Genomic DNA, 14,302 nt, shown 5'->3' on the forward strand with positions numbered 1-14,302 from the left:
CATGTCCGATTCTGCGGGGATGGTCGGTGGCCGCTACCGGCTGCTCAGGACGATCGGCCAGGGCGGTATGGGAACCGTGTGGCAGGCGCACGACGAGGTGCTCGGCCGTGACGTGGCCGTCAAGGAGGTGCTGCCGCCGCCGGATCTGAGCGGCCCTGAGCGCGAGGTGTTCGCCGTGCGCACGTTCCGCGAGGCGCGGGCGGCCGGCCGGGTGGCGCATCCGGGGGTGGCGGCCGTCTACGACGTGCTGGAGGAGGGCGGGCATCCGTGGATCGTCATGCAGCTCGTGCACTCCCGCACCCTGGGCGAGACCATCCGCGCCGACGGCCCGCTGCCGCCGGCCAAGGTCGCCGCCATCGGGCTGCAACTGCTGGAGGCGCTGCGCGCCGCGCACGCGGCGGGCGTGCTCCATCGTGACGTCAAGCCCGACAACGTGCTGCTCACCGAGGACGGCCGGGCGGTGCTCACCGACTTCGGCATCGCCACCACCGAGGACGAGGCCCCCGTCACCAGGACCGGCATCCTCATCGGCACCCCCGCCTTCATGGCCCCCGAACGGGCGGCCGGCGGCCAGGCCAGGCCCGCCTCCGACCTGTGGTCGCTGGGCGTGACGCTGTACATGGCGGTCGAGGGCCACTCCCCATTCCACCGGGACAACGCCCTGGCCACGCTCGGCGCGGTCATGCACGCCGAGCCGGAACCGCTGGCCCGCGCGGGCGTGCTCGCCCCCGTGCTGCTCGGGCTGCTGCGCAAGAACCCCGCGCAGCGCATGTCGCTGGAGGAGGCCGAGCAGCGGCTGAGACTGGTCCTGACCGGGGGGCCGCTGGAGCAGACCGGCCCGGTGCCGGTGCCCCCGATGGCCGTACGCCGCCCGCGCAGGATGCCGATCCTGGCCATCGCGGCGGGCGCGCTGCTGGTGGGCCTGGTCACCGGCGGCGCGGCCTGGTGGACGAAGCAGTCGGACCAGCCGGTGCAGGGCCGCGCCCCGACGATCCCGGCGGTCGTCACCCCGCCCGGCAGCGACGCCCCGACGGACCCGCCGAAGACCACCGTCACCGACTCCGAGCCGCCCCCGGCGACCCCGCATCCCTCGCAGTCCGCGCATCCCTCGCAGTCCGCCGCGCCCCGGCGCAGCGCCCCCTCGCCCACCAGCGGCGAACGGACCAGCACCCCCGCGAAGTCCCCGGCGAAGAAGCCGACGCCGACCAAGTCGACGGCCCAGCGGGACGAGCAGGACAAGAAGAAGGACGACGCCCCCTCCAGGACCCCCGGCCAGATCGACCCGTCGCAGGACGGCGAGGAGTAGCGGCCGGCTCAGGTGTCGGCGGCGACGGCGTCGAGCGCCTTCTGCAGGTCCTCGGGGTAGTCGGTGCTGAAGGACATCCACTCGCCGGTGGCCGGGTGCTCGAAGCCGAGGGAGACCGCGTGCAGCCACTGCCGGGTGACGCCCAGCCGGGCCGCGAGCGTGGGGTCGGCGCCGTAGAGCATGTCGCCGACGCAGGGGTGGCGCAGGGCCGACATGTGCACGCGGATCTGGTGCGTACGGCCGGTCTCCAGCTTGATGTCCAGCAGCGAGGCCGCGCGGAACGCCTCGATCGTGTCGTAGTGGGTGACCGACGGCTTGCCGCCCGCGACCACGGCGAACTTGCCCTCGCCCGAGGGGTGGCGGTCGATGGGCGCGTCGACGGTGCCCCTGAACGGGTCGGGGTGGCCCTGGACCAGCGCGTGGTAGCGCTTGTCGACCGTGCGCTCCTTGAAGGCCCGCTTCAGCATCGAGTACGCGTGCTCGCTCTTGGCCACGACCATCGCGCCCGTGGTGTTGGCGTCGAGGCGGTGGACGATGCCCTGCCGCTCGGCCGCGCCGCTGGTGGCGATCGTGTGCCCGGCGCCGAGCAGGCCGCCGATCACTGTGGGGCCGGTCCAGCCGACGGTGGGATGGGCGGCCACCCCGATCGGCTTGTTGACCACGATGATGTCGTCGTCCTCGTAGACGATCGTCATGCCGGGCACCGGCTCGGCCACCGGCATCGGCGTGCTGACCGGGGGCGGCAGCGTCACCTCCAGCCAGGCGCCGGCGTGCACGCGGTCGGACTTGGCCGGCTGCCCGCCGTCGACCTGCACCTCGCCTGCGGCGATCAGCTCGGCCGCGCGGGTGCGCGAGAAGCCGAACAGCCGCGAGATCGCCGCGTCGACCCGCTCGCCCTCCAGCCCGTCGGGGACGGGCAGGCTCCGCCGCTCAGCCATCCTTGGGCTCCTTCCCGGTCTCCGCGGTGGTCCCCGCGGCGGTCTCCTCGGTGTGCTCGGTCTCCCTGGTGCCGTCGATCTGCACGTTGCGCCAGGCCAGCAGCACCGCCAGGATGCCGCCGCAGACGATCGCCGAGTCGGCGACGTTGAACACCGGGAAGTAGTCGATCACCGGGAAGTGCCCGGGCAGGACCTCGATGAAGTCCACGACGTGCCCCTGGAGCTGCGTGGACCGGCCGAACCCCGACGGGTAGCGCAGCAGCCTGTCGGTCAGGTTGCCGAGCGCCCCGCCGAGGAGCAGCCCGAGGGTGATCGCCCACGGCAGGCTGTGGAGCTTGCGCGCGGTGCGCACGATCGCCACCACCACGCCCGCCGCGATGAACGTGAACACGAACGTCATCCCCGTGCCGATGCTGAACGCCGCGCCCGAGTTGAAGATCACCCGGAACTGCAGGACGTCCTGGAGGACGACGAGCGGCGCCTTGCCTTCGAGCGTTCGCAGCACGATCGTCTTGCTGATCAGGTCAGCCGCGTAGACGACGACCGCCAGCGAGGTGAGGATCGCGAGGAGACGTCCGCGTGGCCTGCCTAGCGGCGTTCCTCCTTCTGCTTGCAGGCCACGCACAGCGTCGCCCTCGGGAACGCCTGAAGACGTTCCTTGCCGATCGGCTTGTGGCACGATTCGCACACTCCATAGGTCCCTGCGTCGATCCTGGCGATCGCACGTTCGTTCTGCGCGACCAGATCGCGCGCATTCAGGGTAAGGGCGATCTCGCGTTCGCGCTCGTACGTCTTGGCGCCGGCGTCCGCCTGGTCGTCGCCCGCGCCCTGGGTGACGTCACCAGAGGCTATCTCCGACTCGTGGCGGAGGATGTCGGCCTCGAGCTCGTCGATCTCGGTCCGCAGCCTGCCGCGTACCTCGGCCAGCTCCTCTTCCGACCACATCGACGGTGTAGCGGTCTGCGTGACTGCCGCCATGGCTGCCTCCATGCTGATCAAGGCCGTGAATGGTGCGGGCAGCTTAGGATCCTCATAACGGAACGGCAAACGACCCGCCGGATGGTTTACCTCACCCGTACTATCCCGCCTCGCCCGTTCAACTCCTCCCCGGGGACGTCCATTCCCACAAATTTCCTCCTTGCGTACCAACGCCCCCGGCTGCGGGAGGAAACCTGGAAGTCTTCGGCTCCACTCTGCGTTATGGTTTGAGACTGCAAGGCGTTGATGGGGCCCCGCTGTGAGGGATATCACCCCGGAGCCGCCGGAAGAACGGCTCGGCAGAGCTCACTAGACCCGGCAGCAAGCGAATGAAGAGGGCCTCCCCGGAGGCCAAGAAGGGTGGTACCGCGGAGCCGCGAGGCTTCGTCCCTTCGCGCACGCCACAACCGGCCGACGACGCGTGGAGGTCCCGCCCGACATGTCTTCCCCATCATTCCGCTCTCTTCCCGCGCAGGTCGACCTGCCCGCGCTCGAGCGCGAGGTCCTCGACCGCTGGCGGGACGGGAAGATCTTCGAGCGGTCCGTCGAGCAGAACGCCGGCAACCCCGCCTGGGTGTTCTACGAGGGCCCGCCCACCGCCAACGGCCTGCCCGGCGTGCACCACGTCGAGGCCCGGGTGTTCAAGGACCTGTTCCCGCGCTACAAGTCGATGCGCGGCTTCAGCGTCCCGCGCAAGGCCGGCTGGGACTGCCACGGCCTGCCCGTCGAGGTCGGCATCGAGCGTGAGCTGGGCCTGACCGGCAAGAAGGACATCGAGGACTACGGCATCGCCGAGTTCAACGCCAAGTGCCGCGAGTCGGTGCTGCGGCACGTCGACGCGTTCGAGCAGATGACCGAGCGCATGGGCTACTGGATCGACCTGTCCCAGGCGTACCGGACGATGGACCCGTCCTACATCGAGTCGGTCTGGTGGTCGCTGAAGGTCGTCTTCGACAAGGGGCTGCTGTTCCGCGACTTCCGCATCACGCCGTACTGCCCGCGCTGCGGCACCGGCCTGTCCGACCACGAGCTGGGCCAGCCGGGCGGCTACGAGAACGTCTCCAGCCCCTCGGTCTACGTGCGCATGCCCGTGACGTCCGGGCCGCTGGCCGAGCTGGGCGCGGCGCTGCTGATCTGGACCACCACGCCCTGGACGCTGGTGTCCAACACGGCCGTCGCCGTGCACCCCGACGTCACCTACGTCGCGGCCAGGACCGCCGACGGCGAGGTGCTGGTGGTGGCCGAGCCGCTGCTGTCGGTCCTCGGCGAGGACGTCACCGAGGTCGCCCGCTACACGGGCCGCGAGCTGGAGCGCACCCGCTACAGCCGCCCCTTCGACCTGGTCGACATCCCCGGCGCCCACTACGTCGTGCTCGGCGACTACGTCACCGTCGAGGACGGCACCGGCCTGGTCCACCAGGCCCCCGCCTTCGGCGCCGACGACATGGCCGTCATCAAGCGGTACGACATGCCGATCGTCAACCCGATCGGCCCCGACGGCCGGTTCCTCGACGACGTGCCCATGGTCGGCGGCCGCTTCTTCAAGGACGCCGACGAGGAGCTCACCGAGGACCTGCGCCGGCGCGGGCTGCTGTACCGGGGCACCCACTTCGAGCACGCCTATCCCCACTGCTGGCGCTGCCACACCGCGCTGCTGTACTACGCGCTCCCGTCCTGGTACATCCGCACCACCGCGGTCAAGGACCAGATGTTGTCGGAGAACGCCAACACCAACTGGTTCCCCGAGACCATCAAGTGGGGCCGGTTCGGCGAGTGGCTGCGCAACAACGTCGACTGGTCGCTGTCGCGCTCGCGCTACTGGGGCACGCCGCTGCCGCTGTGGGTGTGCTCGGCCGACGAGAGCCACGTCACCTGCGTCGGCTCGCTGGCCGAGCTGAGCACGCTGGCCGGCCAGGACGTCTCCGCGCTCGACCCGCACCGCCCGTACGTCGACGACGTGACCTTCGACTGCCCCTCCTGCGGCGAGCTCGCCACCCGCGTGCCCGACGTCATCGACGCCTGGTACGACTCGGGCTCGATGCCGTTCGCGCAGTGGGGCGAGCACGGCAAGCCGGAGGGCGTCTACCCCGCGCAGTTCATCTGCGAGGCCACCGACCAGACCCGCGGCTGGTTCTACTCGCTGATGGCGGTCGGCACGCTGGTCTTCGGCCAGTCCTCCTACGAGAACGTGCTCTGCCTCGGCCTCATCCTGGCCGAAGACGGCCGCAAGATGAGCAAGCACCTGGGCAACATCCTGGAGCCGATCCCGCTGATGGACCAGCACGGCGCCGACGCGCTGCGCTGGTTCATGGCCTGCTCCGGATCGCCGTGGGCGGCCCGCCGGGTGGGGCACAACGCCCTGGAGGAGATCGTCCGCAAGGTCCTGCTGACCCTGTGGAACACCTCCTCCTTCTTCACCCTGTACGCCAACGCCGAGTCCTGGAGCCCGTCCGAGCCCGCTCCGCCGGCCGCCGAGCGTCCGCTGCTGGACCGCTGGGTGCTGGCCGAGCTGCACCGGACGGTCGCCGAGGTCACCGCGTCCCTCGACGAGTACGACACCCAGCGCGCCGGCCGCCGCCTGGCCGACTTCCTCGACGACCTGTCCAACTGGTACGTCCGCCGCTCGCGCCGCCGCTTCTGGCAGGGCTCGCGCGAGGCGTTCGCCACCCTGTACGAGTGCCTGGAGACGGTCACCCGGCTGATGGCGCCGATCACGCCGTTCGTCACCGACTACCTCTGGGACGTGCTGCGCGCGCCCGGCGCCCCCTCCTCGGTCCACCTGACCAGCTGGCCGCAGGTGCGCCAGGACCTGCTCGATCCGGCGCTGTCGGACCAGATGGCCCTGGTCCGCCGGCTGGTCGAGCTGGGCCGCTCGGCCCGCGCCTCCTCCGGCGTGAAGACGCGGCAGCCGCTGCGCCGGGCGCTGGTGGGCGCGCACGGCTGGCCGTCGCTGCCCGCCGAGCTGCGGGGGCTGGTGGCGGACGAGCTGAACGTCCAGGCCCTGGAGGACATGTCCGGATTCGACGCCGATCTCGTGTCGTACACAGTGAAGCCGAACTTCCGGGCGCTCGGGAAGCGGTTCGGGTCGCGCACCAAGCTGGTGGCCGCCGCGGTGACCGCCGCCGACGCCACCCGCGTGGCCCGTACGCTGCGTGGCGGCACCCCCGTCATGATCGAGGCGGACGAGCTGGGCGAGATCATGCTCGGCCCCGACGAGGTGATCGTCACCGAGCAGCCGCGCGCGGGCTGGGCCGTGGAGACCGGCGCCATCGGCACCGGCACCGGCGAGACCGTCGCCCTCGACCTGGAGCTGTCCGACGAGCTGCGCCGCGCCGGCCTGCTGCGCGAGGTGATCCGGCTGGTCCAGGAGGCCCGCAAGTCCTCCGGCCTGTCGATCACCGACCGCATCGACCTGTGGTGGACGGCCTCCTCGCCCGACCTGGCCGCCGCGCTGCGCTCCGGCGGCGGCACGGTCGCCGACGAGGTCCTGGCCGCGTCCCTCACCGAGGGCGCCCAGGACGACCTCCCGGCCCACCACGACGAGGACCTGGGCCTGACGTTCCACCTCCGCCGCGCCTGACCCGGGCCGCGATCCGTCCACATGGGGGGCGCCACCGATCACCTCGGTGGCGCCCCCGCGTGCGTGCCTCCTCTCGCATTCCGAAAGGACCCAGTTCTGTGCCGACTCCGATCCGCCGCGCTCGCGCTCGGGTGTTCGTGGACGCGTCCACCGTCGACCTGACCGGCGAGGACCTCGTGACGGAGTTCGCGTGGGACATGACCGCGACGGGCCTGGTCCAGGCCGATCCCGACGGCGACGGCGCGCGCATCGTGTGCGGCCAGGAGATCGGCGACATCGTCGTCACCGCCGAGCTGTGGGACGCCGCCCCGCCGTTGGCCACCGACGGGTGGCAGGACGTCGCCGAGGTGTCCGTCGCCTGGCGATCGGCGTTCATGGACTTCGCGACGACGGGCGACGGCGAGAACCCGGCCGCACAGCTGGAACTGCCCGGCCCCGGCGACTACCGGCTGCGCGTCCACGGACGCAACCGCGACGACGGCGACCCCCGGGACGACGACGCCCTCGTCGAGGAGTACCTGATCCAGGTGTGGCCCGCCCCGCGGGCCGGTCCCGTCACGGCCAAGTCCACCAGCAGGACGGCGGCCGCGTGGAGAGCCCGGTGAGCTCTGCCAGGTCACGGGGGCGTTCGGGGTTTCCCGGCGGTACCTCGTCCGGAGAAGGGCGGACACGACGCGAATCGACTCGCCGTGGGGCCCTTGGGAGGCCGCGCCCCTGGAGGAGATCGTCGCGCCACTGCGCCGCGACCGGCTCGCCGTCCGGCGGCTTCTGACCGGCTGGGACGTGCACGCCGCGATCAGACCCGGCGCACCGTGGCGCTGGCAGCTCATGCTCGACGAGTCCGCCGAGGACGAGTGGATCTATCGCCTCGACCCGCGGATCCGCCGTCCCCTGACAGCCCTGACAATCATGCGGGACGACCTCCGGCGCCTCGTCCCGGAGGTGCGGCTCCTCCACAAGTCCACGGCTCCCCGCCCGAAGGACGAGATCGACTTCGAGACCGTCCTGCCACCACTGGACGACGGCCGCCGCCACAGGCTGGCCGCGGCCCCACCCCTGGCTCCTTCGCCTGCACCACAGCCCCCACCCCCTGACGCCCGCCTTGGCGGACGCCGGACGAGCGCGGAAGGCCCGCTGGTGTGAACGGCCCTTGAGCCGGCCCCATGGGATGGGTGTCCTTGAGCCCCGAAGGCCCGCCGGTCAATGCGCGGCGGGCCTGGGGCGGGTGGGGGTTACTTGGCCGTCTCGCGGTCGTGCTGGCACACCGGGCAGCTGGTCAGACCGGCGTCCTCGGCCTCGGGGATCGTCATGGTCTCCACGCCCGTCTCCCCCGCGCCCCTGATCAGCGGGCAGGTGGCGCTGTGGTAGCGACGGGTGCCGGTGATGACCTTGACCGTCCTTGGACGCCCGGCCGGACCGGACGTGCCGCCGGCCTCGCCCTTCGAGCCCTCACCCGTCTTGCCGGGCTTGGCGCCGGGCGTCTCGCCCTTCGCTGCGCTCTCCTTGCCGGTCGTGCCGGGCTCGGTGTCCTTGCTCCCGGTCTTCGGCGCCGGGGCGGCCGCCGCCGGACGGGCGGAAGGGGCCGGCGCAGCCCCAGAAGGCCGCTCGGACGCCCCGGAAGCCCCGGAAGCCCCACCAGAGGGTTCCGGCTGGACCGGCAGCCCGGAGGCGGTCACACGAGGCTGCGGCGCCGTGTCCGGGTCGGACGCGTCGTCACCGTCATCGGCAGGCTGTTCGGCAGGCTGTGCGGGCCGGTCGGCGGGCGACGGCCGGGCGGCCGAGGACGGCTTGCCCGGCGCGCTCTCGACCGACTTGCCGGAACCAGCCGCGTCATCGCCCGTCTTGCCCGAAGCCGCCGCACCCGCACCGGCCTTGGCCGCGGCCGCGCCCTTGGACGACCTGGCCGGAGCCGCACCCTCAGCCGACGGGCTCTCGGACGAGCCCTCGGCCGAACTCTTGGACGCCCCCGAAGCCGGCGCCCCCTTGGAGGCGGCGGCAGGGCGCGAAGGGGCGGCCGACGGGCCCTTGGCGTCGTCCGGCGAAGAGGGACGCGCGGGCCGCTCACGCTCCGACGGCGGCCGGAAGTAGGAAGTCTCGATCTCCCCCTGCTCGTCGTCCGCACCGACCTCGGAATCAGGCGCGGCGGCGGGCGAGGAGGGGGACGTGGCCGGGTCGCTCGCCTGCGCGGCGGCGGCCGGACGGCCGAACCACCCGGTGGCGCCCTCCTCGCGGGGGGCGGCGGGCTCCGGGGTGGGGGTGGAAGCCTTCGTGTCGGGCTTCGGCGGTACGACCGGCGGGCGCAGGTCCCGGGTCTCCGCGGAGGTCTCGGCCCGGCTCTCCGCCACGGCGGAGGGGGTGGCACCGGGGCCGGGGGCGACGACGGGCTCGGGGTCGGCGGCAGGCGGCAACTGCCGTCCGCCGAGCGCGGCGTCCGGAAGGCACGTGGTGCAGGGCGTGAAGCCCTCCTCGCGTGCCTCCTCGTAGGTGAGCTCCTCGTGATCCCGTCCGGCCAGCTGGCGGCAGCCCGGCACGTGGTATCTCTTGCGGCCCGGGATCACCAGCACGATCGCGTCCGGCGAGATGCCGCTCGCCGCGGGGCGGCGAGGCGCGGAGGCCGGAACGGCGGTCCGCTGAAGCGTCTGCGGGTGCGGATGCGGGTGGGGTTGTGGCCGCGGGTGCGGCTGGGGCCCGGCAGGACCGGTCTGGTTGTACGGCAGGCCGGGCGGCGGGAGCGGGGCCGGAGGGGTGGCCGGCGCAGCGGCCCGCCCACCACCGGGAAACAGCTCGTGACGCCGCAGCAACGCCCCGATCACCAGGAACAGCGCGGACAGCACGCTGACCACGATGGACCACATGATCAGGAACGGCTTAGCCAGTACGAAGCCCGCGATCAGCAACACGACCGCCGCGAGCACCAAACCAGCACTGATAAGGATCACAGGGGGCTCTTTCGAGTGACAGGTCCTAGTGACCCGTTACTTTACCGGCGGTCGTTGTGCGGACCGTCGCCGCCGGGGAAGGCGCCCTGCGGAGCCTCGCCGCCGAACGGGTTGGGGCCACCGGGAAGAGGCTGCTGGCCACCCTGGGGAACCGCGTGCGACATGGCGGGGGCCTGCCCCTGCGGACCGGACATGACCGGGAACCCGCCGCTGCCCTCCGCGGAGACGTTGAGCTCGGCGAGCTGGTTCTCCAGGTAGAGCTTGAGGCGGCTGCGGTACTCGCGTTCGAAGCTGCGCAGCTCCTCGACCTTGCGCTCGAGCTCGTCGCGGGTCTGCACCAGCGAGCCCATCGCCTGGCGGTGGCGCTCCTGAGCGTCGCGCTCAAGCGTCTCGGCGCGGGCGCGGGCGTCGCCGATGACCTGCTCGGCCTGGCGGCGGGCCTTGGTGAGGATCTCGTCGGCCTCGCGGCGGGCGCGGGTCACCGTCTCGTCCGCCTCCCGGCGGGCGTCGGCGATCGCCTGGTCGGCGGTCTGCTGGGCGAGGGCCAGCACGCGGGCCGCGGTGTCCATGTTGTCCTCGGCGGGAGGCATGCTCATGGCCACGGGCTGCGGCTCGGGGGCTCGCATCGGCTGCGGCTCGGGGGCCCGCATGGGCTCCGGCTGCGGCGGCGCCATCATCTCCGGCTTCGGCTGCTCCTGGACGGGCGCGGAGGCCATGGGCATGCCCATGCCGCCCGGCACCTTCCCACGCAGGCACTCGGCCAGTTTGGCGCGTAGCTCCTCGTTCTCTTGGATCAGGCGGTCGAGCTCAGCCTCCACCTCGTCGAGGAAGGCATCGACCTCCTCCTCGTCGTAGCCCGGCCGCAGCCGGGTGGTACTGAACTGCTTGTTCCGCACATCAGCGGGCGTCAGCGGCATTTTTTGGTCTCCTTGGCGCGCTTGGAGTCTGTCCGGAGGGACGGTGAACCCGAATCACTTCAGCGCGGACACGAGTTGGATCACGACCGGCCACCCCACCAGCCCGCCTCACCGGCCGCCCAGTGACCCAGCGATCTGGATCAAGATCAGAACGACGATGAACAGGACAGTGAAGCTTAGGTCAAAGGCCACCGTACCCAACCGGAGCGGGGGAATGAAACGGCGGAGGAACTTGAGAGGTGGGTCTGTCGCGGTGTACGTGGCCTCCGCCAGCACCAGCACGACCCCGGAAGGCCGCCACTGCCGGGCGAACGCCTGCACCGTCTCAAAGATCATCCTGCCGATGAGCAGTACCAAATACAGAGACAGGACTACGACCAAGATCCCACTCACGATCTCCACGGCCCGGCCGCGCCTCCACTTCTGGTGTGCCCTCCCGGCCGCGCGTGGACCCGGTTGGGTGCGATGGACATACAGAGACTCTAACTCTGGTTGAAGAACCCGCGTTCCGCGATTCGGGCCTTGTCCTCGGCGGTCACCTCGACATTGGCAGGGGACAACAGGAACACCTTGTTGGTAACACGTTCAATGCTTCCATGTAGGCCGAAGACCAGACCTGCCGCGAAATCCACGAGCCGCTTCGCGTCGCTGTCAACCATTTCGGTCAGATTCATGATGACCGGGGTGCCGTCGCGGAAGTGCTCTCCGATGGTTCGGGCCTCGTTGTAGGTCCGGGGATGGAGGGTCGTGATGCGCGCCAGGTCGGTCGTGCGGCGCTCCAGGATCGTCGTGGCGGGCCTGGGCGCGGGGACCGCGGAGTCGGCCTCCTCGTCGCGGTCCTGGACGGCCACGGGCCGTTCCTCGCCGGTCCGCTGGACATCGTCGTCGTAGGCGTACTCGTCGGTGTAGGTCTCGTACCTCTCGTAGCGGTCGTCCTCCACGAGACCGAGGTAGACCGCCATCTTGCGCATCGCGCCGGCCATCGCTACGTCGTCCTCCTGCTCATGGTCGCACTGGCTCGGACCCGTCGCCGGGGCCGAGGCGGCAGCCGTACCCCCTTGGAGCTCACCGCGGATCGACCTCTACTTGATCATGGGCCTGAAGACCCACTTGAGGGGACATTACCTGACGAAGGGCCTGCGACGACCGAGCAACGCCGTACCGATCCGCACGTGTGTCGCACCGTAGGCGACCGCCTCGTCGAGGTCCTGGCTCATGCCCGCGGAGACCATCGTGGCCCGCGGATGCTGCTCCTGGACGCGGGTCGCGACCTCGCGCAGCACGGCGAAGGCGCGGGCGGGCTCCACTCCCAGCGGGGCGACCGCCATGACGCCGCCCAGCCACACGCCGTCGGCCAGCGCCACCTCGTCGGCCAGCGCGAGCACGTCGGCGGGCCGGGCGCCGCCCCTGGAGGGGTCGTCGTCGAGCGCCACCTGGATCAGGCAGCCGACCTTGCGGCCCTGCCGCACGGCCTCCTTGCTGATCGCCTCCAGCAGCCGGAGGCGGTCGAGCGAGTGGATCACGTCGGCGTACCCGACGACGGACCGCACCTTGTTGGTCTGCAGCTGGCCGACGAAGTGCCAGGTCAGCGGCAGGCCGGCCAGCTCGTGCGCCTTGGGCGCGGCCTCCTGGTCGCGGTTCTCGCCGACGTCGCGCACACCCAGCTCGCACAGGATGCGCACGTCGTCGGCCGGTCTGGTCTTGGTGACCGCGATCAGGGTGACCTCGCCGCGGTCGCGGCCCACCGCGTGGCAGGCCGCGCCGATGCGGTCCTCGATCTCGGTGAGACCGGCCGCGATCTCGTCCCTCCGCACGTCTGTCTCTCTCTCCCTGCCTCCATCGCCCCGCAGTTCGGCCTGTACGCCGTACGCCACGATGGCCCCCTTTCCGTGCCGCGGGTCGGATCCCGGCACACACGACGGCGCCGCTCCCGTACGCCTGCGGGGAGCGGCGGTGGGTGGTGAGCTACTTGAGGAAGTCGGGGACGTCGAGCTCCTCCTCCTGCTCCTCGAAGATCACCCGAGGACGTTTGGGAGGCTCCGACATGCGGGAGGTGATGGGCGTGGGCGGGTTGGCCGGTTCGGGCGTGGGCCTCGGGATGGAGACCGGGGCCTGCGGCTCGTCGTCGCCGAGGGCGGCGACGGGCTCGGCGGCCTGGACCGACTCCACCGGCCGCACCGGCTCGGGACGCGGCTCCGGCCGGGGCTCAGGACGCGGCTCCGGCCTGAACTCGCGCGACTCCGGGCGAGGCTCGGGGCGCGACTCGGGCCTGAACTCCTGCCTGGGCTCGGGCCTGAACTCCTGGCGCGGCTCCGGCCTGAACTCCTGGCGGGGCTCCGACCGCAGCTCGGCACGCGGCTCAGGACGCGGCTCGGGCCTCGGCTCAGGGCGCGGCGCGGGCGGCTCGGACTTCACGCTGGGCGAAGCCGGCACACCGGGCCGCAGGGCCGAGGACGACACCGGCGCAGCGGGCTGCGCGGCGGGCCGGGCGGCGGGCCTGGGCAGCGGCTTCTCGGCCGGCGGCGGCACGTCGTCGAAGCCCGCCGCGATCACGGTGACCCGCACCTCGTCGCCGAGGGCGTCGTCGATGACCGTGCCGAAGATGATGTTGGCGTCGGGCGCGGCGGCCATCGAGACGAGCTGGGCCGCCTCGTTGATCTCGAACAGGCCGAGGTCGGAGCCGCCCGCGATCGACAGCAGCACGCCGTGGGCGCCGTCGATGCTCGCCTCCAGCAGCGGGCTGGAGACCGCCATCTCGGCGGCGGCGACCGACCGGTCGTCGCCGCGCGCGTGGCCGATGCCCATGAGCGCCGAGCCCGCGCCCGACATGACCGACTTGACGTCGGCGAAGTCGAGGTTGATCAGGCCGGGCGTGGTGATCAGGTCGGTGATGCCCTGGACACCGGACAGCAGCACCTGGTCGGCCGCCTTGAACGCGTCGAGCACGCTCACCTGGCGGTCGGAGATCGACAGCAGCCGGTCGTTGGGGATCACGATGAGGGTGTCGACCTCGTCGCGCAGTGTCTCTATGCCGGCCTCGGCCTGCGAGGCGCGACGCCGCCCCTCGAAGCTGAAGGGCCGGGTCACCACGCCGATCGTCAGCGCGCCGAGCGACCGGGCGATGTTGGCCACGACCGGCGCGCCGCCGGTGCCCGTGCCACCGCCCTCGCCGGCCGTGACGAAGACCATGTCGGCCCCCTTGAGGACCTCCTCGATCTCCTCACGGTGGTCTTCGGCCGCCTTGCGCCCCACGTCGGGGTTGGCTCCGGCGCCCAGTCCGCGCGTGAGCTCGCGGCCCACGTCGAGTTTCACATCGGCGTCACTCATCAGCAGCGCCTGGGCGTCGGTGTTTATGGCGATGAACTCGACGCCCTTGAGTCCCTCCTCGATCATCCGGTTGACGGCGTTCACTCCGCCGCCGCCAATGCCGACGACCTTGATGACCGCGAGGTAGTTCTGCGGTGCTGCCACGACGAGGGGCCTTTCCGCTCGTTGACTTGCCATTTCGGTGCGGATCGTCTCCGCTTTTTCTCAGTTTTCGTAACTCTCAACCTCAGGTTGAGATTTAGATTTATGTCAACCTGAGGATTGATACGGACAGTAGGAGGCCCCTACCAGGCGGGTCAACTAACCGCGCCGCAAGC

The 14,302-nt window shown here is 71.5% G+C and carries 13 protein-coding genes; 4 read left to right on the forward strand and 9 right to left on the reverse strand.

The annotated features are described in order from the left end of the window. The first annotated feature begins 1 nt into the window (after window position 1). Window positions 2–1,306 carry a protein kinase gene (locus ACIBK9_RS29530; RefSeq protein ID WP_397162148.1) on the forward strand — a complete coding sequence of 435 codons (1,305 nt, stop codon included), beginning with the start codon at window positions 2–4 and terminating at the stop codon, window positions 1,304–1,306. Between the two features lie 8 nt (window positions 1,307–1,314). On the opposite strand, the gene ACIBK9_RS29535 is transcribed toward ACIBK9_RS29530, so the two are convergent. The 3 genes from ACIBK9_RS29535 to ACIBK9_RS29545 are packed head-to-tail and all read right to left on the reverse strand — an operon-like array spanning window position 1,315 to window position 3,222. Continuing rightward, a complete protein-coding gene (locus ACIBK9_RS29535) occupies window positions 1,315–2,244 on the reverse strand; it encodes an RluA family pseudouridine synthase (RefSeq protein WP_358293923.1) in 930 nt (309 codons plus the stop codon). Next, a complete protein-coding gene (gene lspA / locus ACIBK9_RS29540; RefSeq protein WP_397162149.1) occupies window positions 2,237–2,869 on the reverse strand; it encodes a signal peptidase II in 633 nt (210 codons plus the stop codon). The genes ACIBK9_RS29535 and lspA overlap by 8 nt, the downstream gene beginning before the upstream one ends. Further along, a complete protein-coding gene (locus ACIBK9_RS29545) occupies window positions 2,833–3,222 on the reverse strand; it encodes a TraR/DksA C4-type zinc finger protein (RefSeq protein WP_357705396.1) in 390 nt (129 codons plus the stop codon). The genes lspA and ACIBK9_RS29545 overlap by 37 nt, the downstream gene beginning before the upstream one ends. A gap of 439 nt (window positions 3,223–3,661) precedes the next feature. On the opposite strand from ACIBK9_RS29545, the gene ileS reads away from it, so the two are divergent. From ileS to ACIBK9_RS29560, 3 genes are all read left to right on the forward strand, one after another. Beyond that, a complete protein-coding gene (gene ileS, locus ACIBK9_RS29550; protein WP_397162150.1) occupies window positions 3,662–6,802 on the forward strand; it encodes an isoleucine--tRNA ligase in 3,141 nt (1,046 codons plus the stop codon). Between the two features lie 98 nt (window positions 6,803–6,900). Next, on the forward strand, window positions 6,901–7,407 hold the full coding sequence (locus ACIBK9_RS29555) for a hypothetical protein (protein ID WP_397162151.1): 507 nt from the start codon (window positions 6,901–6,903) through the stop codon (window positions 7,405–7,407). 178 nt (window positions 7,408–7,585) lie between these two features. Beyond that, window positions 7,586–7,945, forward strand: coding sequence for a hypothetical protein (locus ACIBK9_RS29560; RefSeq protein WP_397162152.1), 360 nt, complete (start codon window positions 7,586–7,588; stop codon window positions 7,943–7,945). Between the two features lie 89 nt (window positions 7,946–8,034). Here the strand turns inward: ACIBK9_RS29560 and ACIBK9_RS29565 are convergent, their stop codons facing one another. The 6 genes from ACIBK9_RS29565 to ftsZ form a co-directional block, all read right to left on the reverse strand. Then, a complete protein-coding gene (locus ACIBK9_RS29565) occupies window positions 8,035–9,741 on the reverse strand; it encodes a hypothetical protein (protein ID WP_397162153.1) in 1,707 nt (568 codons plus the stop codon). A gap of 41 nt (window positions 9,742–9,782) precedes the next feature. Next, on the reverse strand, window positions 9,783–10,658 hold the full coding sequence (locus ACIBK9_RS29570) for a DivIVA domain-containing protein (RefSeq protein ID WP_352325076.1): 876 nt from the start codon (window positions 10,656–10,658) through the stop codon (window positions 9,783–9,785). Between the two features lie 108 nt (window positions 10,659–10,766). Continuing rightward, the gene (locus tag ACIBK9_RS29575; RefSeq protein ID WP_125630468.1) at window positions 10,767–11,060 is read right to left on the reverse strand and encodes a YggT family protein; all 294 of its coding nucleotides are present in this window, start codon (window positions 11,058–11,060) and stop codon (window positions 10,767–10,769) included. An 80-nt stretch (window positions 11,061–11,140) separates the two neighbouring features. After that, the gene (locus tag ACIBK9_RS29580) at window positions 11,141–11,641 is read right to left on the reverse strand and encodes a cell division protein SepF (protein WP_357968056.1); all 501 of its coding nucleotides are present in this window, start codon (window positions 11,639–11,641) and stop codon (window positions 11,141–11,143) included. Between the two features lie 138 nt (window positions 11,642–11,779). Continuing rightward, window positions 11,780–12,472, reverse strand: coding sequence for a YggS family pyridoxal phosphate-dependent enzyme (locus tag ACIBK9_RS29585; RefSeq protein ID WP_352358431.1), 693 nt, complete (start codon window positions 12,470–12,472; stop codon window positions 11,780–11,782). A gap of 151 nt (window positions 12,473–12,623) precedes the next feature. Further along, a complete protein-coding gene (gene ftsZ, locus ACIBK9_RS29590; protein WP_397162154.1) occupies window positions 12,624–14,129 on the reverse strand; it encodes a cell division protein FtsZ in 1,506 nt (501 codons plus the stop codon). Window positions 14,130–14,302 lie beyond the last annotated feature (173 nt).

Origin of the sequence: Nonomuraea sp. NPDC050227 (assembly GCF_044459705.1) — a bacterium.
GTDB lineage: Bacteria > Actinomycetota > Actinomycetes > Streptosporangiales > Streptosporangiaceae > Nonomuraea.

Bases quoted from the DNA above. Each gene is read 5' to 3' on its own strand.
- ACIBK9_RS29530 (WP_397162148.1), top strand. From the start codon at position 2: ATGTCCGATTCTGCGGGGATGGTCGGTGGCCGCTACCGGCTGCTCAGG.
- ACIBK9_RS29535 (WP_358293923.1), bottom strand. From the start codon at position 2,244: ATGGCTGAGCGGCGGAGCCTGCCCGTCCCCGACGGGCTGGAGGGCGAG.
- ACIBK9_RS29545 (WP_357705396.1), bottom strand. From the start codon at position 3,222: ATGGCGGCAGTCACGCAGACCGCTACACCGTCGATGTGGTCGGAAGAG.
- ileS (WP_397162150.1), top strand. From the start codon at position 3,662: ATGTCTTCCCCATCATTCCGCTCTCTTCCCGCGCAGGTCGACCTGCCC.
- ACIBK9_RS29570 (WP_352325076.1), bottom strand. From the start codon at position 10,658: ATGCCGCTGACGCCCGCTGATGTGCGGAACAAGCAGTTCAGTACCACC.
- ACIBK9_RS29580 (WP_357968056.1), bottom strand. From the start codon at position 11,641: ATGGCCGGCGCGATGCGCAAGATGGCGGTCTACCTCGGTCTCGTGGAG.